Source organism: Exiguobacterium sp. s5, assembly GCF_018618075.1.
Classification (GTDB): Bacteria; Bacillota; Bacilli; order Exiguobacteriales; family Exiguobacteriaceae; genus Exiguobacterium; species Exiguobacterium mexicanum_A.
This window is the reverse complement of sequence record NZ_JACSLK010000004.1, coordinates 1-20,603: the sequence shown is the minus strand read 5'-3', so window position 1 is coordinate 20,603 and position 20,603 is coordinate 1. Positions and strand designations below refer to the sequence as shown.

Annotated in this window: 18 protein-coding genes; 9 read left to right on the top strand and 9 right to left on the bottom strand. The window is 49.5% G+C overall.

Translation table 11 applies throughout. The features are described 5' to 3' along the window. The first annotated feature begins 152 nt into the window (after positions 1–152). Positions 153–779, top strand: a complete 627-nt coding sequence (gene yyaC, locus KNP60_RS09185; RefSeq protein ID WP_034780311.1) for a spore protease YyaC — start codon at positions 153–155, stop codon at positions 777–779. Here yyaC and KNP60_RS09180 read toward each other — a convergent pair. From KNP60_RS09180 to mnmE, 5 genes are all read right to left on the bottom strand, one after another. After that, on the bottom strand, positions 752–1,534 hold the full coding sequence (locus tag KNP60_RS09180; protein WP_034780310.1) for a ParB/RepB/Spo0J family partition protein: 783 nt from the start codon (positions 1,532–1,534) through the stop codon (positions 752–754). The genes yyaC and KNP60_RS09180 overlap by 28 nt on opposite strands. A 49-nt stretch (positions 1,535–1,583) precedes the next feature. After that, positions 1,584–2,462, bottom strand: coding sequence for a nucleoid occlusion protein (gene noc / locus KNP60_RS09175; protein WP_034780308.1), 879 nt, complete (start codon positions 2,460–2,462; stop codon positions 1,584–1,586). A gap of 79 nt (positions 2,463–2,541) precedes the next feature. After that, positions 2,542–3,258, bottom strand: coding sequence for a 16S rRNA (guanine(527)-N(7))-methyltransferase RsmG (gene rsmG, locus KNP60_RS09170; protein ID WP_034780307.1), 717 nt, complete (start codon positions 3,256–3,258; stop codon positions 2,542–2,544). Positions 3,259–3,262: 4 nt separating this feature from the next. Next, positions 3,263–5,149: a tRNA uridine-5-carboxymethylaminomethyl(34) synthesis enzyme MnmG gene (gene mnmG / locus KNP60_RS09165; protein WP_034780305.1), complete on the bottom strand. Its 1,887-nt coding sequence runs from the start codon at positions 5,147–5,149 to the stop codon at positions 3,263–3,265. Between the two features lie 15 nt (positions 5,150–5,164). Further along, positions 5,165–6,544, bottom strand: a complete 1,380-nt coding sequence (gene mnmE, locus KNP60_RS09160; protein WP_034780303.1) for a tRNA uridine-5-carboxymethylaminomethyl(34) synthesis GTPase MnmE — start codon at positions 6,542–6,544, stop codon at positions 5,165–5,167. A gap of 170 nt (positions 6,545–6,714) precedes the next feature. On the opposite strand from mnmE, the gene KNP60_RS09155 reads away from it, so the two are divergent. Further along, entirely contained in the window at positions 6,715–7,467 is a 753-nt protein-coding gene (locus tag KNP60_RS09155; protein WP_214797327.1) for a nucleotidyltransferase domain-containing protein, read from the top strand. Positions 7,468–7,483: 16 nt separating this feature from the next. Here the strand turns inward: KNP60_RS09155 and KNP60_RS09150 are convergent, their stop codons facing one another. From KNP60_RS09150 to rpmH, 4 genes are all read right to left on the bottom strand, one after another. After that, positions 7,484–8,026 carry an HdeD family acid-resistance protein gene (locus KNP60_RS09150; RefSeq protein ID WP_138860250.1) on the bottom strand — a complete coding sequence of 181 codons (543 nt, stop codon included), beginning with the start codon at positions 8,024–8,026 and terminating at the stop codon, positions 7,484–7,486. 121 nt (positions 8,027–8,147) lie between these two features. Beyond that, positions 8,148–9,008, bottom strand: coding sequence for a membrane protein insertase YidC (gene yidC, locus KNP60_RS09145; protein ID WP_034780298.1), 861 nt, complete (start codon positions 9,006–9,008; stop codon positions 8,148–8,150). A gap of 102 nt (positions 9,009–9,110) precedes the next feature. Next, positions 9,111–9,464, bottom strand: coding sequence for a ribonuclease P protein component (rnpA, locus tag KNP60_RS09140; RefSeq protein ID WP_034780297.1), 354 nt, complete (start codon positions 9,462–9,464; stop codon positions 9,111–9,113). A gap of 167 nt (positions 9,465–9,631) precedes the next feature. Further along, a complete protein-coding gene (gene rpmH, locus KNP60_RS09135; protein WP_015880216.1) occupies positions 9,632–9,766 on the bottom strand; it encodes a 50S ribosomal protein L34 in 135 nt (44 codons plus the stop codon). 771 nt (positions 9,767–10,537) lie between these two features. Here rpmH and dnaA point away from each other — a divergent pair. The 7 genes from dnaA (at position 10,538) to KNP60_RS09100 (ending at position 20,347) form a co-directional block, all read left to right on the top strand. Then, positions 10,538–11,911, top strand: a complete 1,374-nt coding sequence (gene dnaA / locus KNP60_RS09130; protein WP_021067847.1) for a chromosomal replication initiator protein DnaA — start codon at positions 10,538–10,540, stop codon at positions 11,909–11,911. 197 nt (positions 11,912–12,108) lie between these two features. Then, positions 12,109–13,248, top strand: a complete 1,140-nt coding sequence (dnaN, locus tag KNP60_RS09125; protein ID WP_034780296.1) for a DNA polymerase III subunit beta — start codon at positions 12,109–12,111, stop codon at positions 13,246–13,248. Between the two features lie 135 nt (positions 13,249–13,383). Then, the gene (yaaA, locus tag KNP60_RS09120; protein ID WP_034780295.1) at positions 13,384–13,599 is read left to right on the top strand and encodes a S4 domain-containing protein YaaA; all 216 of its coding nucleotides are present in this window, start codon (positions 13,384–13,386) and stop codon (positions 13,597–13,599) included. A 1-nt stretch (position 13,600) separates the two neighbouring features. Beyond that, entirely contained in the window at positions 13,601–14,719 is a 1,119-nt protein-coding gene (recF, locus tag KNP60_RS09115) for a DNA replication/repair protein RecF (RefSeq protein WP_034780294.1), read from the top strand. Between the two features lie 54 nt (positions 14,720–14,773). After that, entirely contained in the window at positions 14,774–16,702 is a 1,929-nt protein-coding gene (gene gyrB, locus KNP60_RS09110; RefSeq protein WP_034780293.1) for a DNA topoisomerase (ATP-hydrolyzing) subunit B, read from the top strand. A gap of 22 nt (positions 16,703–16,724) precedes the next feature. Further along, the gene (gyrA, locus tag KNP60_RS09105; protein ID WP_034780292.1) at positions 16,725–19,295 is read left to right on the top strand and encodes a DNA gyrase subunit A; all 2,571 of its coding nucleotides are present in this window, start codon (positions 16,725–16,727) and stop codon (positions 19,293–19,295) included. A 62-nt stretch (positions 19,296–19,357) separates the two neighbouring features. Then, complete coding sequence (locus KNP60_RS09100; RefSeq protein ID WP_034780291.1) at positions 19,358–20,347, top strand: HD-GYP domain-containing protein; 990 nt, start codon at positions 19,358–19,360, stop codon at positions 20,345–20,347. Positions 20,348–20,603 lie beyond the last annotated feature (256 nt).

Below are 20,603 nucleotides of genomic sequence, written 5' to 3'. Positions count from 1 at the left end.
TATAGATTCTAACTCATCAAACCATAATTGACGACTTTTCTCAAACCCTACATCCGGACGTTATAAGTTTCGGTGTTCCGGGAATGGGATAATACGGTGTCATTCCGCAATTGCAACTAGACGCAGGCAGCTTAGAAGAGAGGATGAGATTCATGCCGTTTCGCCTAAAACCTCATAAACCATACTCTTTCTTCATCGAACATACCGAACGGAGTGGATCCAAGCTCTTTGCCGATCAACTGCACGACCAGTTGGCGAAAGAGACGCATCGTCCCATCGTCCTCGTGTGTATCGGCTCCGACCGTTCCACGGGGGATTCACTCGGACCGCTCGTCGGTACCTTCCTCGAAGAACGGTCCGTTCGCAATATCCATGTTTACGGAACGCTGACGAAACCGGTCCATGCCTTGAACCTCGTCGAGACGCTCCACGAGATTCAGACACGATTTCACCGCCCCCTCATCATTGCAATCGACGCCTGTCTCGGCCGATTGTCGAGTGTCGGGTATATCTTCTTTTCGGAAGGGCCGCTCGCTCCTGGCGCCGGCGTCCAAAAAGAGCTCCCTTCGGTCGGTGAATACAACATCAAAGCTGTCGTCAACGTGAGCGGCTTTATGGAGATGATGATTTTGCAGAACACACGCTTACATCTCGTCTACGAGTTGGCCCGTTTCATCACCGATGGCTTTGCCGAATTCGACTTACGAATCGGACGGCTCCATCAAGAAGAGGCAGCCATTACCCGGCTTCGTCAATCTCGCGACGAATCGAAATCTTGAGGCGATAAAAGCGTCAACAAATGCTCCAAATCGTCTTGCGAGAAATACTTCAGCTCGAGGACGCCCCCTTTTCGACGCGGGCGAATCGATACATCCATTTGAAGACGTTCCGCTAGCACCGCCTCGACGGCTTCCACGTCGGCGTCCGAGCGTTTGAGCGTCTTTTTTTCAATGCGCTCTTTTTGTAAATAGCGCTCGAGTCGGCGGACCGTCCATTGCTCGGCGATGACGCGACGGGCAATCTGTTCCATCGCCTGAACCGATTTCATGCCGGTGATGGCCCGGGCGTGGCCCATCGTCAACTCACCGACCATGACCGCATGCTGGACCGCACTCGGTAACCGAAGCAGTCTGAGGCTGTTCGTCACATGGCTCCGACTCTTGCCGACGCGTTCGGCCAGTTGTTGCTGGGTCAATCCGAGCGTTTGCATCAACTGTTCGTAGGCGAGCGCCTCTTCGATCGCGTTCAAGTCGGCACGTTGAATATTCTCAATCAAGGCGAGTTCCATGACGCGGTCCGAGTCGGCCGTGACAATCAATGCCGGGATATCCGTCTTGCCGGCTAACTTCGCAGCTTGAAACCGGCGCTCGCCGGCGATGATTTCATAAAACCCACTCGCTTTACGGACGACGATTGGTTGCAACACACCATAACGTTCAATCGATTGCCTGAGCTCGTCTAGCTTTTCTGGTTCGAACTGCTTACGGGGCTGGTTCGGGTTGGGACGAATGTGTTTAATCGGTAACCGTTCCATCCTGATTCCTCCATTCCTTCTGACTGATAGCTATAAAAAAAGCACGGGCTCACTTTTGTGGCCGTGCTTTCGGGATTCGAATTCGAATTTCAACAAATTCGTCTTCTTCGACTTCCTCGGTTTGGACTTCGATTCCGGTTTTGCCGATCAAACTGACCGAGTCCCGGATCGTATTGAGGGCGATTCGCGTGTCACGTGCGAAACTTTTCGTCCGACGGCGTTGCTTTTTCGGTTTCCGCTTCTCTTCTTCAATCGGTGTCGTCAAGAAGGCGACGCGTTCTTCCGTCTCTTTGACGTTAAAGTCCTGTTCTATAATCTCCATGAGCACTTGGAGCTGGAGTCCTTCCTCTTTGAGCGGCAAAAGCGCCCGAGCGTGACGTTCATTGATTTGGCGGTCGCGCAAACATTGCTTGACGTCGTTCGGCAATTTCAACAGGCGTAGTTTATTGGCAATCGTCGACTGACTCTTGCCGAGACTCTTCGCGAGCGCGTCTTGTGTCAGACCTTTCATGGCGAGCAGACGATCATATGCTTCCGCTTCCTCGATTGGACTGAGCTGTTCGCGTTGCAAGTTCTCAATCAGCGCCAAGGCAGCTGTCGTATCGTCATCCATCTCCCGGACGATGGCCGGAATGACCGACCAGCCGAGCGATTTAACGGCGCGGAAGCGGCGTTCCCCAGCGATAATCTCGTAGCGTCCCTCTTCTGCTTTTCGGACGACGATTGGCTGCAAAAGACCATGTTCGTCAATCGTGACGGCCAATTCGTCAATTTTAGCCGGCTCGAATACTTTACGCGGTTGATAACGGTTCGGTAAAAGCAACGATAAGGCAATTTCTTGGACAGCATCATTCGATTTGACTTCTGCCAGTTCCGCGACGGCTACTTCCGGACGACTTCCGAACAGTTTAGCAAATGTTTTCTTCAACGTCGGCACCCCTCTATGTAAAAAATAAGCAGATTCCACTACCGGAATCTGCTTTTAGTTTCACGTGAAACACTATTGCTCAGATTAGCGGCTCTTTCGCTGGGGTACCCGCTTTACGTGGATATTTCCCAGGCGTTTTTCGTAATTTATCTACAATTACGATATTACGCTCACTCATCTCTCCTGGCAATAGGAACTGGTGTGTCGTTTTTACTTTCCCACCGAGCACGGCCAAGGCGTTTTTCGCATCGATAAGCTCGTCAGAAACCTTCGCTGCTTTGAGCGCTACGAACGTTCCGCCGACTTTTGCGAGCGGTAAACAGTACTCGGCGAGCACCGTCATCCGGGCAACTGCACGGGCGGTTACGACATCAAATTGCTCACGAAATTTTTTATTTTTTCCAAACTCTTCGGCGCGTCCATGATGGAACGCCACACCTTCTAACCCGAGCGCGAGCGCGAGTTCGTTTAAGAACGTGATCCGCTTGTTAAGCGAGTCGATAATCGTCACGTGAAGGTGCGGGAATAGAATTTTGAGCGGCAAACTCGGGAATCCAGCCCCGGCACCGACATCACAGACGGTATCCACGTTTGCGAAGTCGAAATGGAACGCCGCACTGAGCGAGTCATAGAAATGCTTCAAATACACTTCTTCCTTATCTGTGATCGCCGTCAAATTCATCTTCTCATTCCACTCGACGAGCATCTCGAAATACAGTTCGAACTGAGCGAGTTGTTTCTCGCTCAATTCAAACCCTTCTGCCTGCAGCGCCTCAATAAATTGGGATTGGTTCATCGTTTCACTCCACTGTCGCGTATTGTCCTTGCTCGATATAGACAAGAAGGATCGAAACGTCCGCCGGGTTTACCCCGGAAATACGTGACGCTTGTCCAATCGAGAGCGGACGAACTTGTTTTAGTTTTTGTTTCGCTTCCGTCGCAAGACCACCGATTGCATCGTAATCGAGTTTCTCCGGAATCCGTTTTTCTTCCATCCGACGCATCTTCTCGACTTGCTCGAGCTGCTTCGAGATGTAGCCTTCGTATTTCACTTGAATCTCGACTTGCTCCGCCACTTCAAACGGCACTTCGATCGGGGCCGGTGCAAAGCGCATGAGCGTCGCGTACGTCACTTCTGGCCGCTTCAAAAGAATACTGGCATGTGTCGCTTCTTTGAGCGGGTTCGCGCCAACTTCTTCGAGCACGGCGTTCACGTCAGCCGACGGTTTGATGACGAGTCCGTTGAGACGTTTTACTTCTGCCGCAATCGCGACTCGTTTGTCTTCAAGATGGGCATGACGCTCTGGTGACAATAGACCGACTTCATGACCGATGTCGCTCAAGCGAAGGTCCGCATTGTCGTGACGCAGGAGCAACCGATACTCGGCACGGGATGTGAGCAAGCGATACGGCTCGTTCGTCCCTTTCGTCACGAGGTCGTCAATCAAGACGCCGATATACGCCTGTGAGCGGTCCAAGATGACCGGATCTTTGCCGAGCACTTGGCATGCGGCGTTGATTCCGGCCATGATTCCTTGTCCGGCCGCTTCTTCATAGCCGCTCGTCCCGTTGATTTGACCTGCCGTGAACAATCCGCCGACCGTCTTCGTCTCGAGTGTCGGCCAAAGTTGCGTTGGCACGACCGCATCGTACTCAATCGCATATCCAGGGCGCATCATCTCTGAGTTCTCAAGTCCAGGAATCGTCCGGAGCATTTGATGCTGAACGTCTTCCGGCATACTCGTCGAGAAGCCTTGAACGTAAATCTCTTCCGTGTCGCGACCTTCTGGCTCGAGGAAGATTTGGTGACGCGGTTTATCGTTAAACCGGACGACTTTATCTTCAATCGATGGGCAGTAACGCGGGCCCGTCCCTTTAATGGCACCCGAGTACATCGGCGAACGGTGCAAGTTCTCGTCGATCAATTGGTGTGTCCGCTCGCTCGTGTAGGTGAGCCAGCACGGGATTTGCTCGATCGGGTCGAGGTCTTGCGACGTGTAAGAGAAGAGCGACGGATTGTCGTCCCCTGGTTGAATCTCCGTCTTCGAGTAATCGATCGTCTTGCCGTCGATTCGTGGTGGTGTCCCCGTTTTGAAACGGACGAGTTCGAGCCCGAGCTCTTCTAAATGCTTCGACAATTCGACCGAAGGCATCTGGTTGTTCGGACCGCTCTCATACGACAATTCGCCGATGATGATTTGACCGCGCATGAACGTACCCGTCGTGACGATGACCGCTTTCGAGCGGTACTCCGAACCGGTATTCGTGACGACACCGGCGACTTTCCCGTCTTCGATGAGAAGTCGTTCGACGAGCGCTTGACGAAGCAATAGGTTCGGTTCGTCTTCAAGCACTTTCTTCATATGATTTTGGTATTGGAATTTGTCCGCTTGCGCCCGTAATGCGCGCACTGCTGGACCTTTTGATGTGTTGAGCATCTTCATTTGAATGTATGTCGCATCGATCGCCTTCGCCATCTCGCCGCCGAGGGCATCGATTTCGCGAACGACGATCCCTTTCGCGGGACCACCGATCGATGGGTTGCAGTACATGAATCCGACCATATCCGGATTCATCGTGAGCATCGCCGTTTTCGCGCCCATGCGTGCCGACGCCAGTGCGGCCTCGATCCCTGCATGACCGGCTCCGATGACGATGACATCAAACTCGCCTGCCGTGTAAGCCATAGTTGTTCCTCCTTATTATTTCCCAAGACAAAACTGTGAAAAGAGTTGATCAATCAAACTTTCTTGAACGGTGTCCCCGTTGATCTCGCCGAGCGTGTCCCACGCCCGTCGTAAATCGATTTGGACCATATCGATCGGCAAATTCATGACGGCACTTCCGAGCGCCTCATCGATTTGTTCGATCGTCCGTTTGATGAGTTGAATGTGTCGTGCGTTCGAGATATATGTCATATCCTGTGATTCGACGCCTTTAGCGAAGAACAAGTTCGAGATCGCCTTCTCCAATGCGTCGATTCCCTCTTCTAATAAGAGAGACGTCGCCACGATCGGGCGACCTGCCGCTAGTTTCTCCAGCTTAGAAGAATCCATACTTTGTGGCAAGTCCGTCTTATTGATGATGATGATCGCATTCATACCAGCAATCGCCTCAAACAAGGCCTCATCCTCGACAGTCAGACCTTCGTGCCCGTTCAAGACGAGTAAAATCAAGTCCGCGCCCGTGAGCGCCTTGCGCGATTTCTCGACACCGATCCGCTCGACGATGTCTTCCGTCTCCCGAATCCCTGCCGTATCAATCAATTTGAGCGGAACGCCTTTGACGTTCACATACTCTTCAATCGTATCGCGCGTCGTGCCGGCGATTTCCGTGACAATCGCTTTCGTCTCTTGAACGAGCGTGTTCATGAGCGATGACTTGCCGACGTTCGGCCGACCGATAATCGCTGTCGCGAGACCTTCCCGCAAGATTTTCCCTTGTCGCGCCGTCTCAAGCAGTTGCTCGAGCACACGCTTCACTTCGCCCGCCTTGTCTTCGACGATGGCCTGGGTCATCTCTTCGGCGTCGTATTCCGGGTAGTCGATATTGACCTCGACCGCCGCAATCGTCTCAAGCAACAATTGACGCAACTCGCGGACAAGCCGTGACAAACGTCCTTCCATTTGTGACATGGCGACGTTCATGGCCCGATCCGTTTTGGCACGAATCAAATCCATGACGGCCTCGGCTTGCGACAAATCGATGCGTCCATTTAAAAAGGCGCGTTTCGTGAACTCGCCCGGTTCTGCCAAGCGGATGTCCGGTTGTTCAAGAATCAGTTCGAGGACACGATTGACCGCGACGATTCCTCCGTGGCAATTGATTTCGACGACGTCTTCTCGCGTGAACGTCTTCGGTGCGCGCATGATGCTCACCATGACTTCATCGACGACCTCGTCCGTGCCAGGACGTTTCAATTTTCCGTAATGGATCGTATGTGACTCCACTTTCGTCAAATCTTTTCCAGAAAACACACGGCCCACCGTCTCGACGGCGCGGTCACCGGACAAGCGGACGATTCCGATTGCCCCTTCACCCATCGGCGTCGAAATCGCCGTAATCGTGTCAAACTCTAGCATCATCTTTCCCTCCCATACTTCTTACTACTTCCTCTATCTTATGCATAACGCACCTACTATACACGATATTTGTCTCGAACGAAAGAGTCCGACCTCTCGAGCAACGGTTGCATTTCAAGGAATTACTTTAGTACAATAAAGGAATATATTTCCATGGAGGACGTGATGAAATGCGACAGCAAGATGCCATCGCCACATTGACCGACAGCCTCATCTCCGACACGGATGTGCAGGCCATTTTCTTGAAAGGATCGTTCGGACGTGGTGAAGCGGACGAACATTCCGATGTCGACTTGTACGTCATGGTCGCCCCTGACAGCCTGAATGAGTTCTTGTCGCGCCGCCGCGACCATCTAGCCACATATCGCTCGATTCTGCTCGAGGACGAAATCGATATCGTGGCCCCGCAACTGATTGTCGTCTATGATGATTTCTTGCATCTCGACTTCTTCACGGTGACGGCGGACACCTTGAACCATCAAGACACAATCACGGTGCTGTACGATCCGGAACACCGATTGCAATATCACTCGAGTTCGCTCACTTTATCGGTTGAAGATTTGAGCGGACACGTGTTTGATGCGATTTGGTTCTTTTTCCAATATACGAAAGCCCGTGACCGCGGCAACGACGTCTGGGCCGTCGAGATGCTCCGGCAAGGCATGAGTCATTTCGCCTACGTGCTCGCCGCTCACTATGAACCTGAACGGGCCGCACTCGGGTTGAAAGACGTGGCCGCCCGGCAGCGGATTGAAATCCGGACCTTTTATGAAGCGTTGACACCCGACCATCATGCGACAGCCGCTCGCTGGTATATCTCCCGTCTCGAAGCCGAGCGTCCCTTCTTCGAGACGACCGTTGCGTTCGAAGTGATTCGTCCGTTTTTCGACCAACTCGTCACCCGTGAAAAAAGCCGCTCCTGATGTGAGCGGCTTTCGTTTATGCTTGCTGACGTCTCGACGAGCGGAGCGTGAAATAGAGCACCCATTCGATCACCCCGACGGCGATGAGAAAACCACCGAACAATTGGAACAAGACGAGCAGGCTGTCAAACGGGTTCGCCAACATGAGTAGGCCAATCCCAATCCACAATAGACTGCTCAGCATGAAGTACATCCACCGATTGGCGATCGTCCGGCGAAATCCGACGGCTTGAATCAACCGGATGATCCCTCCGAACAAGAAGAGGGCACCGATGAAGATTGGAAGCAGGCTCGCTAACGTCTCGGCGAAGAAAAAGACGATCAAGGCGATCAATAGATAGATGATTCCCATAAAAAATCCGGGTGGGAGGCCGTTTCGTTTGTGGCGCAACCCTTGAACGATGGCGATTAGACCGATGATGGCAAAATAAGCAGCGACCACATAGACGATCGCATCAAAAAAGAAACGTGGATACAAGATGATGAGTAAGCCGATGATGACATAAAGTGCTGCCTGAATGAATGTCGACCGTTCCAACCGCTTGATAAGCGTCTCCATTTGAAAGACCCCTTTCTGATGTAACGAAGTAGACCACTTCTTCCTTTATTCCCGTATTCGGCCCTTATCCATCCGAAGCGACAAAAAAAGGCTGTGGATTGGTTATCCACAGCCTTAGGATTTATTTACGTTTTTTCTTTTTCGTCTTCTTCTCTTCTTCAGCAAGCGCGGCACGTTCTGCTTCTTTCGCCGCAATCTTCGCTTCAGCTTGGACTTTCATCTTCTCACGCATCGGGAGCATGATTGCCATCGTCACGATGATCGAGATGATGTAACCGACGACCCAGTACATCGAGAGGGCAGCCGGAAGGGTAATCGACATGACGAAGATCATCACAGGGAAGATGTAGAGCATCATTTTCAATTGTGGGTTTTGTTCTTGGCCCGCCATTGAAATTTTTTGCTGTGCAAACGTCAAGATTGCCGCGAGAATCGGCAAGATGAACGTCGGATCTGGTGCCCCGAGGTCGAACCAAAGGAACTGCGCTTCAAAGATTTCAGGTGTCCGACGGATCGCATCGTAGAACGCGAAGAGGATCGGCATTTGAATCAAGATTGGCAAGCAGCCCGCGAGCGGGTTGATTTGATACTCTTGATACATCTTCATCATTTCTTCTTGAAGCTTGCGTTGCGTCTCTTGGTCTTTCGAGCTGTACTTCTCACGAAGCTTGAGCATTTCCGGTTGCAACACTTGCATCGCACCCATGCTCTTCGTCTGCTTGATCATAAGCGGTAAAATCAAGAGACGAACGATAATCGTCGCAACGATGATCGAGTATCCGTACTGCCACGTCCCACCGATTAAGTAAGCCGCTTCTTTCAACAACCATGCCAATGGCCAAACAAAGTATTTCGACCAGAAGCCTTCCGTCTCAGCCGTGATCGGCTCTCCTTGGATCGTCGATGGGTCGACACAACCAGCCATCAACATGATGACGCCGGTCATGACGGCCAACAATCCTAATTTTAGCTTTTTGCTCATAGTTCCTCCTACGCTTTCTTTATCGATTCTTTTGTTTCATCACACGTCTATCGGTCAATCCTAATTAGTTCGCGTTATATATGAAAGAACGAGCTCGGATTGTTACGATCGATCGACTTGTCTCTGCTTCCAAACTTTAGCCCGTTTAAAGACGTGTTTCAAGCTTTCCGTCACTTCATCTTGTGTAAGGGACGTCGCAGGTTTGCGCGCAATGATGACGTAATTGTGCGGAGCCACGTTTGGTTCGAGCAAGCGAAGTGATTCACGCATCAATCGTTTCATCCGGTTTCGTTCCACGGCATTTCCAAGCTTTTTACTGACCGAAAGTCCGACCCGGAAGTGCGCTTGATCCGCTTTTTGCGTGTAGACGACAAACTGACGATTGGCCACGGAGCGTCCTTCACGAAACACCGCTTGGAACTCTTCATTCTTTTGCAGGCGGTATTCTTTTTTCAAAATTCTCACTCCATCCTTCACTTCAAAAATCGTCAACTAACATCATACCATATCCCATTCGTTTCAACGAGGGCGAATCAGCTTTTTCCGTCCGTTTGTGTGACTTCTGTGACGATATAAAAAAAGATTGCCCAAGGAAAAATCCTCGGGCAATCTCATGATCTTTATTAGACAGTCAAGGCTTTGCGGCCTTTACGACGGCGAGCTGCAAGAATGTTGCGGCCGTTTTTAGTCGCCATGCGAGCACGGAATCCGTGGACTTTCTTACGCTTACGGTTGTTAGGATTGAAAGTTGGTTTCATGGTTAAAGCACCTCCTCAAGGTTAACGCTCTATTAGCAAGTTATAGTTTCATTTAAGGCAGTCTTTAAGATTATATAAACAGTTCCCCAGATTGTCAATGAATTTTCGTTAGGTTTTCCATTAGGGCGAAATCAATTGCCAGGGGAGGGGGAGACGATCTCTGGATGGCACGATTTAGAAGAAACGGAAGCGTTAAGTAACATCGAGAATTAACAATCTTACAGTGACTTTTTTACAAACAGCTGTCTTAAGCCATTTTATCCACATATCCCAAGAGTTATCCACACTTATATGTGAATAACTCCTTCTTTTTCAACAAATTAAGCATGCCGTTTTTTAATTTTTCATTTTCTTCTCTTAAAAAAATATTCTTCTCCATTCCTTCTTCCTCTTTTGTGTATAACTTTTCTGACCACAACTTTGCTCACTAACAATTATCCACAACATATCCACAGTTTATCCACACTGTACACAGCATGTGGATAACTGCCTGTGGATTCTTTTGGTCGTCTGTGGATAAATATCAAAAACCGTTGCCACGTCTATTTTATTTTGATAAACTGAATGTGCACAAACTTGTGGATGAACTTTTAGCAATTCCAAGATATACACAGGCTGTGGATAACTGTTATCCCCAACATCAACACCATGTGGATAACGTTATCCACAGTTTTTGTTCTCTGGGGATAACCCTAGTATCTACTATAGAATAGTGAATGTGTATATCATGTGAATAAGTTTCGCCAACATGTGAGTAAAGGAGGTCTTTCATTGAAGAATGCTCGCGAGATTTGGAGAAATGTTTTATCTCTGATTGAAGAAGAGGAACGAACGCCAAAAGCCAGCTTTGATATGTGGTTGAAATCAACAGAAGGAATTTCGTTGATGGGGACGACGCTCGTCGTATCCGCGCCAGCCAGTTTCATTGTGACTTGGCTTGAACGTCAGTACTTGTCATTGTTACAAGATACGATTGAAGAAGTGACAAACAACAAGCTTGAGATTCATTTTATCGAGGAGTCGCAAGCACACAAGTATGCACCTGCGGATGGATCGAAAGAAACGATTGCTGCCACAGAAATGAAAGAACAGCCGCTTCCAGTACTGCCAAAAGAGGAAGGGAACCTCGGACAACTGAATGACAAATACATTTTCGAGACATTTGTCATCGGCTCCGGAAACCGGTTTGCCCATGCCGCCTCGCTCGCCGTGGCAGAAGCTCCGGCCCGCGCCTATAACCCGCTCTTCATTTATGGGGGAGTCGGACTCGGCAAGACACATTTGATGCATGCGATTGGGCATTACGTGAAAGGGCAAAAGCCTGGCGCACGAATTGCTTACGTATCATCTGAAAAGTTCACAAATGAGTTTATCAACTCGATTCGTGACAATAAGACCGAAGAGTTCCGTAACCGTTATCGGAACATCGATGTCCTCTTGATTGATGACATTCAGTTCTTGGCCGGTAAAGAGCAGACGCAGGAAGAGTTCTTCCATACGTTCAATGCGCTTCATAACGACCAAAAACAGATTGTGATTTCTAGCGACCGACCGCCTAAAGAGATCCCGACGCTCGAAGATCGTCTTCGTTCGCGGTTCGAATGGGGTCTTATCACAGATATCACACCGCCTGACCTCGAAACGCGGATTGCCATCTTACGTAAGAAGGCGACAGCAGAAGGGCTTGATATCGCGAACGACGTCATGCTGTACATCGCCAATCAAATCGACACGAACATTCGTGAACTCGAAGGGGCGTTGACGCGCGTCGTCGCCTACGCCAAACTCGTCGGTCGTCCGATTGATCCGGATGTCGCTGCCGAAGCGTTGCACAATATCATGCCGGTCCAAGAAGCGAAGAAGATCGTCATTCGTGACATTCAAGAGATCGTCGGTCGTCACTTTAATATTGAAGTCGATGAGCTGAAAGCGAAGAAACGGACGAAGACGCTCGCATTCCCTCGTCAAATCGCGATGTACTTGTCCCGTGAGATGACGGAAAGCTCGCTTCCTAAGATAGGAGAAGAGTTCGGCGGACGTGATCACACGACAGTTATCCACGCTCATGAGAAAATTAGTACGTTACTCAAGCATGATCCAGAGATGCAAGAGACGATTCAGACACTAAAGAAGGCTTTGTCCTAACGTCTTATGTTTCGCTGTGGATATCCTGTGGATAAACCCACATAGTTATCCACATGTTATTCACAGGCAGAATGGCTTAGTACGAGTGGTTCAAGTGACTTATCCCCAGTATCCACAGCCCTTATTACTATTATGACTTAAATAATACTATTATTATTAAACTATATGACTCAGTTCACTTAGGAGGAATTATCCACATGCACTTAACGATTCAGCGAGATGTATTCATGCAAGCCGTACAAGACGTATCGAAGGCCGTTGCTTCTAGAACGACGATTCCAATCCTCACAGGTTTAAAGCTTGAGGCTCATGCCGATGGGTTGACACTCACAGGAAGTGATACCGAGATTTCAATCGAACGCTTAATCCCGATTGAAGAAGGCGGAATCGAACTCATTCAAATCCAACGAGCAGGCAGCGTCGTGCTCAATGCACGCTTCCTTGGCGAAATTGTTAAAAAGTTGCCGACGAATGAAGTGACACTTGAAGTGTCTCCAAACTTTATGACGCGGATTGAGTCAGGACAAGCCGAATTCCACTTGAACGGACTCGACCCAGATGAATATCCACGTCTTCCTGAGCTTTCAAGCGAGCGTCGTTTTTACTTGCCGGCTGATTTGTTGAAGACAATCATCCGCCAGACGAGCTTCGCTGTATCAGCACAAGAGACACGTCCCGTTCTTACAGGGGTTAACTTCTCAGCTGAAAAAGGATTTTTGACTTGTGTCGCCACGGATAGCCACCGTTTAGCCCTCCGTCGGGCACGGTTCGAGACCGACAACGATTTGACGTTCCAAAACGTTGTCGTACCGGGCCGCTCATTGAACGAGCTCGCTAAATTGCTCGACCGCGAAGAATTGCCAGTCGAGATTGTTTTGACGGATCAACAAATTTTATTCCGAATGAAAAACATCTCGTTCTTCTCACGTCTCTTAGACGGGGCGTACCCGGACACATCACGTTTGATTCCGGAAGAATACCGGACAGCGGTCCGTTTGAACGCTAAAGATTTCTTGCAGGCAATTGACCGAGCCTCGCTGCTCGCCCGGGCCGATCGCAACAACGTCATTAAATTTGTCGCGGAAGAAGCGACGACGGTTGAAGTTTCGTCCCACTCTCCAGAAGTCGGGAAAGTGTCAGAACGCGTCAGCATCCTGTCGCTTGAAGGAGAAGAGTTAAAAATTTCATTCAACTCTAAATTTGTGATGGATGCACTCCGTGCGCTTGATGCTTCAGAAATCGAAATCCAGTTTACGGGTTCGATGCGACCGTTCATCTTGCGTCCGGTCGAACAGGATAGCGTCCTTCAGTTGATCTTGCCAGTCCGTACGTCTTAAATCTGACGGAGCGGATTCGGGGATGATGAGGTGTTTCACCTTATCATCCCCGTTTTTGCCTTATTCGACGTTTTTCGATAAACTAATAAGTATGGCGATTTTTTGTACTAAGTATGAAAGAAAGGAAGTGACGACATGCAAAAAGTGTCGATTACAACCGAGTATGTAACACTCGGACAATTTTTGAAGTTGGCTGATATTATTTCAAGCGGAGGCCAAGCGAAGTTCTTTTTAGAGGACGTTCAGATCAAAGTGAACGGCGAGGTCGATCAACGTCGCGGACGGAAACTACGGGATGGGGATACGATCGAAGTCGAAGGCTTCGGAGACTTCCAAATCGAGGGGAACTAACGTGCACTTAAAGTCGATCCGATTGCAAAACTACCGCAACTACGAAACCCTCGAGCTAGATTTTTCAGAACAGACGAACGTTCTCATCGGGGAAAATGCCCAAGGGAAAACGAATCTACTCGAATCGATTTACGTACTTGCGCTCGCGAAGTCACATCGGACGACGCAAGACCGTGAACTGATCGGCTGGGAAGCGGATGCTGCGATGGTCGAAGGGCGGATTCATAAACGGACCGGTGAGACGGTCCAATCGCTCACGTTTTCACCGAAAGGGAAAAAAGCGAAATTGAACCATCTCGAACAACGTCGTCTCAGCGACTACGTCGGGGCCTTCAACGTCGTGCTGTTCGCACCAGAAGACCTCGCCATCGTCAAAGGCAGCCCGCAAGGACGACGTCGGTTTTTAGATATGGAGATCGGGCAAGTGAGTCCTGTTTATCTACATGAATTAAACCAGTACTTGAAGACGCTAAAGCAACGAAACGCCCTGTTGAAACAGCTCTCAATCAAAGGCGGGGATGAGACACTGCTCGAGGTACTCACCGATCAAATGATTGAACTTGCGGTGAAAATCGTTTCACGGCGCCATCATTTCATCGATCAACTCGAAAAATGGGCCGGGCCGATTCACGCCGGCATCACGCGAAACTTGGAGACACTGACGATTCAGTACGTATCGGATACATTCCAAAAAGAACGTTACCCAAAAGATGCGATGTTTGAAACGTATCGTCGAAAGTTTGATAAAATAAGAGAGAACGAACGAAGACGAGGTGTGACGTTATTTGGTCCGCATCGAGATGATTTTGAGTTGTACGTCAACAATCGCAATGTCCAAACGTTCGGTTCGCAAGGTCAGCAGCGCACAGCGGCTTTGTCTTTAAAGCTAGCGGAGATTGAACTGATTCACGAAGAGGTCGGGGAATATCCGCTGCTCTTGTTAGATGACGTGTTATCTGAATTAGACGACCATCGCCAAACCCATCTGCTCGATACGATGGGCCAAAAAGTCCAAACGATTATCACGACAACCAATATTGATGGGATCGCTCACGAAACGATTCAACAAGCAAAGGTGTTTCACGTGAAACAGGGCGAAGTTGAAACAGAATCTGTATGAAGTAAGACCAATCCATATGAACACCAATTCATGTATAGTAGGTGAATGAAACCGATGAGTAACGAAAACGAAAAACAAATGCAAGATTATGGTGCCGATCAGATTCAAGTACTTGAAGGGTTAGAAGCTGTTCGCAAACGCCCGGGGATGTATATCGGTTCGACGAGCTCACGAGGACTCCATCACTTAGTATGGGAAATCGTCGATAACTCGATTGACGAAGCACTCGCGGGACACTGTGACACGATTACGGTCACGGTCGAGCCGGGTAACTCAGTCGTCGTTGAAGACAACGGGCGAGGCATCCCGGTCGATGTTCAAAAGAAAACGGGACGTCCAGCCGTTGAAGTCATTTTCACGGTCCTTCACGCCGGAGGTAAATTCGGTGGTGGCGGATATAAAGTCTCAGGCGGTCTGCACGGCGTCGGAGCCTCGGTCGTTAACGCCTTGTCGACGAAACTTGAAGTGTTCGTTCGCCGTAACGGCAACGTCTACTACCAATCATTCAAACGCGGTGTTCCACAAGGAGAACTCGAAATCGTTGGTACGACTGATACGACGGGTACGACTGTCCGTTTCTTCCCGGACGGCGATATCTTTGAGGAGACGCTCGAATACGACTTTGATTTACTCGCCACACGTCTGCGCGAACTTGCCTTCCTGAACAAAGGGCTTCGCATCGTCGCAAAAGACGAGCGCAGTGATGAGACGATTGAACGCAACTATCATTACGAGGGCGGAATCAAGTCATACGTTGAACACTTGAACCGCTCAAAAGCCTCAATCCACGATGAGCCTGTCTATGTACATGGCACGAAGGATGGGATTGAAGTTGAGATCGCGCTTCAGTACAACGAAGGATTTGCGAGCAACATCTATTCATTCACGAACAACATTCCGACCCACGAGGGCGGAACGCACGAGACAGGGTTCAAAACGGCACTCACTCGTTCGATCAACGACTATGCAAAACGCTTCGGTCTCATGAAAGAAGCCGATGGTAGCTTGTCAGGGGATGACGTACGTGAAGGATTGACGGCGATTGTCTCGGTCAAACACCCATCGCCACAGTTCGAGGGTCAAACGAAGACAAAGCTCGGCAACGCTGACGCTCGTACAGCGACAGACTCGCTCTTCACAGACACGTTTGAGCAGTTCTTGCTTGAGAACCCGTCTGTCGGGCGATTGATTGTCGACAAAGGTTTAATGGCGGCACGTGCTCGTCTTGCAGCGAAACGTGCTCGTGAAATGACTCGCCGAAAAGGAATCCTTGAAGTCAGTTCATTGCCCGGGAAACTAGCAGACTGTTCATCGAAAGATGCATCGAAGTCTGAATTGTACATCGTTGAGGGTGACTCGGCCGGTGGCTCTGCAAAATCAGGTCGCGATCGTCACTTCCAAGCGATCTTGCCGATTCGAGGTAAAATCATCAACGTCGAAAAAGCGAGACTCGATAAGATTTTAGCCAACCAAGAAGTTCGTACAATTATTACGGCGCTCGGGACTGGGATCGCGGAAGAGTTCGATCTCGCGAAGGCGCGGTACCATAAATTGATTATCATGACCGATGCCGACGTCGATGGAGCCCACATTCGGACACTGCTCTTGACGTTCTTCTACCGTTACATGCGTCCGCTCGTTGAAAGCGGCTATGTGTATATCGCGCAACCGCCACTTTATGGCTTGAAGCACGGAAAAGACGTCACCTACGTCCAAAATGAACGGGAACTGCAAGAAGCGATTAAACAGCTTCCAGAAAATGCTCGTTACAGTGTACAGCGTTACAAAGGTCTCGGTGAGATGGACCCTGAACAACTGTGGAGCACGACGATGAATCCAGAGACACGCTCGATGCTTCGTGTCGACCTTCAAGACGCCATTGAGGCGGATGAGATCTTTGAAACACTCATGGGTGACAATGTCGAGCCGCGACGTGACTTCATCCAATCACATGCGCATTACGTGAAAAACCTCGATATTTAAAAAGAAGGGTAGGCAATAACGAATGGCAGAACAAGAAAATATCAAGGATATAAATATTAGCCAAGAGATGCGCACCTCGTTCATGGACTATGCGATGAGCGTAATCGTGTCACGTGCCCTCCCAGATGTACGAGACGGTTTGAAGCCGGTTCACCGCCGCATTCTTTATGCGATGAACGAACTTGGAATTCGTGCTGACAAGCCCCATAAGAAATCGGCGCGTGTTGTCGGTGACGTTATCGGTAAGTATCACCCACACGGTGACTCAGCCGTTTACGAGACGATGGTTCGGATGGCGCAAGACTTTAGTTACCGTTACGAACTCGTAGATGGCCACGGAAACTTTGGTTCTGTCGACGGTGACTCGGCGGCAGCGATGCGTTACACAGAAGCGCGGATGTCGAAAATCGCGATGGAACTCGTCCGTGATATCGGGAAGAATACAATCGATTACCAACCGAACTTTGACGGGGAAGAAAAAGAACCGGTCGTCATGCCTGCCCGGTTCCCGAACTTCTTGGTCAACGGGACGAGCGGGATTGCAGTCGGGATGGCCACGAACGTACCGCCGCATAACTTGAACGAAGTGATTGATGGGGTGCTTGCATTGACGCATAATCCGGATATCACGATTTCTGAGTTGATGCAGCATATTCCTGGTCCTGATTTCCCGACAGCTGGTGAGATTTTAGGACGTAGCGGAATTCGTCGCGCCTATGAGACGGGTCGTGGATCGATCACGATGCGTGCCAAAGCTGAGATCGAAGTGTTGAAAAATGGCCGTGAGCGCATTCTCGTTCATGAAATCCCGTATCAAGTGAACAAAGCGCGCCTCGTCGAAAAGATTGCCGATTTGGTACGCGACAAGAAAATCGAAGGCATCACCGACCTTCGTGACGAATCAGACCGTAACGGGATGCGTGTCGTCATCGAAGTACGCCGCGATGCGAATGCCAGCGTCATTTTGAACAACTTGTACAAACAGACGCCGATGCAAACGACGTTTGGGGTCAACATGCTCGCCCTCGTCGGCGGTCGACCGAAGACACTCAACTTGAAGCAGGCGATTTATTACTATATCGAGCACCAAAAAGAAGTCGTTCGTCGTCGGACACAATTCGACCTCGACAAGGCTGAGGCACGTGCTCACATCCTTGAAGGATTGCGCGTGGCACTCGATCATTTGGACGAAGTCATCGCCATCATCCGTAGTACACGGACCGGTGACGAGGCTCGCGAGAAGTTGATCGCTCGTTTTGGATTGTCGACTGAACAGACACAAGCCATTCTCGACATGCGTCTTCAACGTTTGACTGGACTTGAGCGTGAGAAAATCGAAGGCGAGTATCGTGAGATTCGTGCCTTGATCGAAGAACTTCGTGCCATTTTAGGGGACGAAGAGCTCTTGCTCCAAATCATCCGCAACGAGTTGACAGAAATCAAAGAGCGTTACGGCGATCCACGTCGGACGGTAATCCGTACGGACATCATCGAACTCGAAGATGAAGATTTGATTCCGGTCCGTGACATGATGATCACACTTACGAGTGAAGGATACATCAAGTCGATCCCGAGTGACTCATATCGTACGCAACGCCGTGGTGGACGAGGGAAACAAGGAATGGGCACGAACGATGAAGACTTCGTGTTACGTCTTTTGTCTGCATCTACGCATGATACGATTCTCTTCTTTACGAATTTCGGCCGTGTCTTCCGCTTGAAAGGCTATGAGATTCCTGAGATGAGTCGGACTGCGAAAGGGATGCCGATTATCAACTTGCTCCAAGTCGATAAAGGCGAGAAAGTCGAAACGATGATTCCGGTCGATTTCCAGAGTTACTTGGCGGACAAGGCCATCGTCGAGGATGGCACTGAAGACTCGGAAGCGGAAGTGGCGGATGAGCAATTGTCGCTCGTATTCATTACGAAACAAGGACTCGTTAAACGTTCACCGCTCTCGGCGTATGCCCGCATCAATAAAAATGGACTTCGTGCCATCAGTTTGAATGACACCGATGAACTCGTCACCGTTCGTCTCGCGAAGAGCGACGACGAAATGTTGATTGTGACGCGTGAAGGGATGTCGATTCGTTTCCCACTTGAAGGGGAAGTGCGTTCGATGGGCCGTACAGCTCGCGGCGTTCGTGCCATCCGATTGAAAAAGGACGATGATCAAGTTGTCTCGATGGAAATCGTACGACCGACACAAGACGTATTGATCATCACGGAAAAAGGTTACGGAAAACGTACCGCAATGGAGCAATTCCGTACGCAAGGTCGAGGTGGTTCTGGAATCATCGGAATCAAGACCGACCGCGGTACCGTCGTCGGTATGCGAGTCGTGGATGAGGACGACGATATCATGCTCATGACCGAGCTCGGTGTCGCCATTCGAATTGACGCACAGACGATTTCACAAATGGGTCGCAGTACGCGCGGTGTGAAAGTCATGAACATCGAGGACGGCGATCGCTTAGCGACCATCGCAAAATTGAAAAAGGATGAGCTAGAAGAGGAATCAGCAGATGAGATGGAGAATGGATTTGATGGTGAAGCACCAGAAACCGACCTATCGTCTGAAGTGACCGAATAAGGCGAAACAGGTCGAACGGAGCTTCCGTTCGACCTGTTTTCATACGATCAGGAGGGATGAGCATGCGACTCGCAATTTCAAACGTTCACGTAGGGATGGTCCTAAAAACATCGGTCTCTTCATTAGAGGCTGGCATTAGACTGACGAATGAACATTTACGCTTGCTTCGGTTTTTAAAAGTGGAGACGATTGAAGTTGCTCCTGTGGAACGTCGTCGCTTCACGCAAGAAGAAGAACGCGATTTGTGTGAGAAGATCCTCCAATATGAACGTCACTATAATCAATGGGAGGAACGGATTGCTCCGAATCCCTATGAAGCCTTAGAGTTTATCCATCAATTGTTTCGTCGTGATTATCCATTATCAGCTATCGTTACATTTTTCACGAAACAACCACTTCGAAAAAATCACGTCATTCATCATGCGATTTATCGCGCACTCGTTGCAAGGACCTTGTCCAAGTATCGGGGGGATGAACATCGACTCCAGTTCGACTACGGCATCGCCTCGTATTTTGCAGACGCCAGCTACGCAAAAATTCGAAAATGGTCGCATATGCGTTATTTCACAAAAATGGAACGAGAGTTATTGTATCAACATCCACTCGTATCGATGGCGATGTTGCCTCAAGATCAGACGCTGCGCCAGCGCGTCAGTAAGTTGGTTGCGGAACACCATGAGCGTCTTGATGGTTCTGGCTTTCCGAATCGTCTCGAGGAGCGGTCGCTCCATCCGGCCTCGCCGCTGTTCATTGTGGCAGATCGATTTTGTCAGTTGACAGCCCCACGCACGTTTCGAGACGCTTTGACACCGGAAGAGGCATATTTCTATATGTGGCAAAATGAAGCTTACGATGGGGAAGCACTTACCCTTTTGGCGACATTGCTTGGATTTTATGAAGTCGGTCGAACCGTGTTGTTGAGTAGTGGGGTTCGAGGTACAATCCGTAACTATACACCGAACGTCGAACAACCGATTGTCATATCTGAACCGACGCAAGAAATGTACGATTTGACTCGTTTAGATGAAGTTCGAATCATTGCATTCCAATGATCTGTGGTGTGTTTCTTCTATATAGTGGCGACCGAAAACACACCACGTTTTTATTCTTTTAAAATATTTTATTTTTATAGTTGACGAATAGTAGAGCAGGTGCTATTATTAATGAGTCGCTAAGAGCGGCAGACGAACTTTGAAAACTGAACGATGAGGCAAAAATTTTTTACAATTTTTGAATGAAGCGCAAGCTTCGTCATTTTTAAAGAGCTATATCAAATTCTTTGGAGAGTTTGATCCTGGCTCAGGACGA

Excerpts from the sequence above, each read along its gene's own strand:
- KNP60_RS09100 (WP_034780291.1), top strand. The coding sequence starts at position 19,358 with ATGCGACTCGCAATTTCAAACGTTCACGTAGGGATGGTCCTAAAAACA.
- yyaC (WP_034780311.1), top strand. The coding sequence starts at position 153 with ATGCCGTTTCGCCTAAAACCTCATAAACCATACTCTTTCTTCATCGAA.
- gyrA (WP_034780292.1), top strand. The coding sequence starts at position 16,725 with ATGGCAGAACAAGAAAATATCAAGGATATAAATATTAGCCAAGAGATG.
- yidC (WP_034780298.1), bottom strand. The coding sequence starts at position 9,008 with ATGAGCAAAAAGCTAAAATTAGGATTGTTGGCCGTCATGACCGGCGTC.
- gyrB (WP_034780293.1), top strand. The coding sequence starts at position 14,774 with ATGAGTAACGAAAACGAAAAACAAATGCAAGATTATGGTGCCGATCAG.
- rpmH (WP_015880216.1), bottom strand. The coding sequence starts at position 9,766 with ATGAAACCAACTTTCAATCCTAACAACCGTAAGCGTAAGAAAGTCCAC.
- yaaA (WP_034780295.1), top strand. The coding sequence starts at position 13,384 with ATGCAAAAAGTGTCGATTACAACCGAGTATGTAACACTCGGACAATTT.
- KNP60_RS09180 (WP_034780310.1), bottom strand. The coding sequence starts at position 1,534 with ATGGAACGGTTACCGATTAAACACATTCGTCCCAACCCGAACCAGCCC.
- KNP60_RS09150 (WP_138860250.1), bottom strand. The coding sequence starts at position 8,026 with ATGGAGACGCTTATCAAGCGGTTGGAACGGTCGACATTCATTCAGGCA.
- dnaN (WP_034780296.1), top strand. The coding sequence starts at position 12,109 with ATGCACTTAACGATTCAGCGAGATGTATTCATGCAAGCCGTACAAGAC.
- mnmG (WP_034780305.1), bottom strand. The coding sequence starts at position 5,149 with ATGGCTTACACGGCAGGCGAGTTTGATGTCATCGTCATCGGAGCCGGT.
- mnmE (WP_034780303.1), bottom strand. The coding sequence starts at position 6,544 with ATGCTAGAGTTTGACACGATTACGGCGATTTCGACGCCGATGGGTGAA.
- rsmG (WP_034780307.1), bottom strand. The coding sequence starts at position 3,258 with ATGAACCAATCCCAATTTATTGAGGCGCTGCAGGCAGAAGGGTTTGAA.
- KNP60_RS09155 (WP_214797327.1), top strand. The coding sequence starts at position 6,715 with ATGCGACAGCAAGATGCCATCGCCACATTGACCGACAGCCTCATCTCC.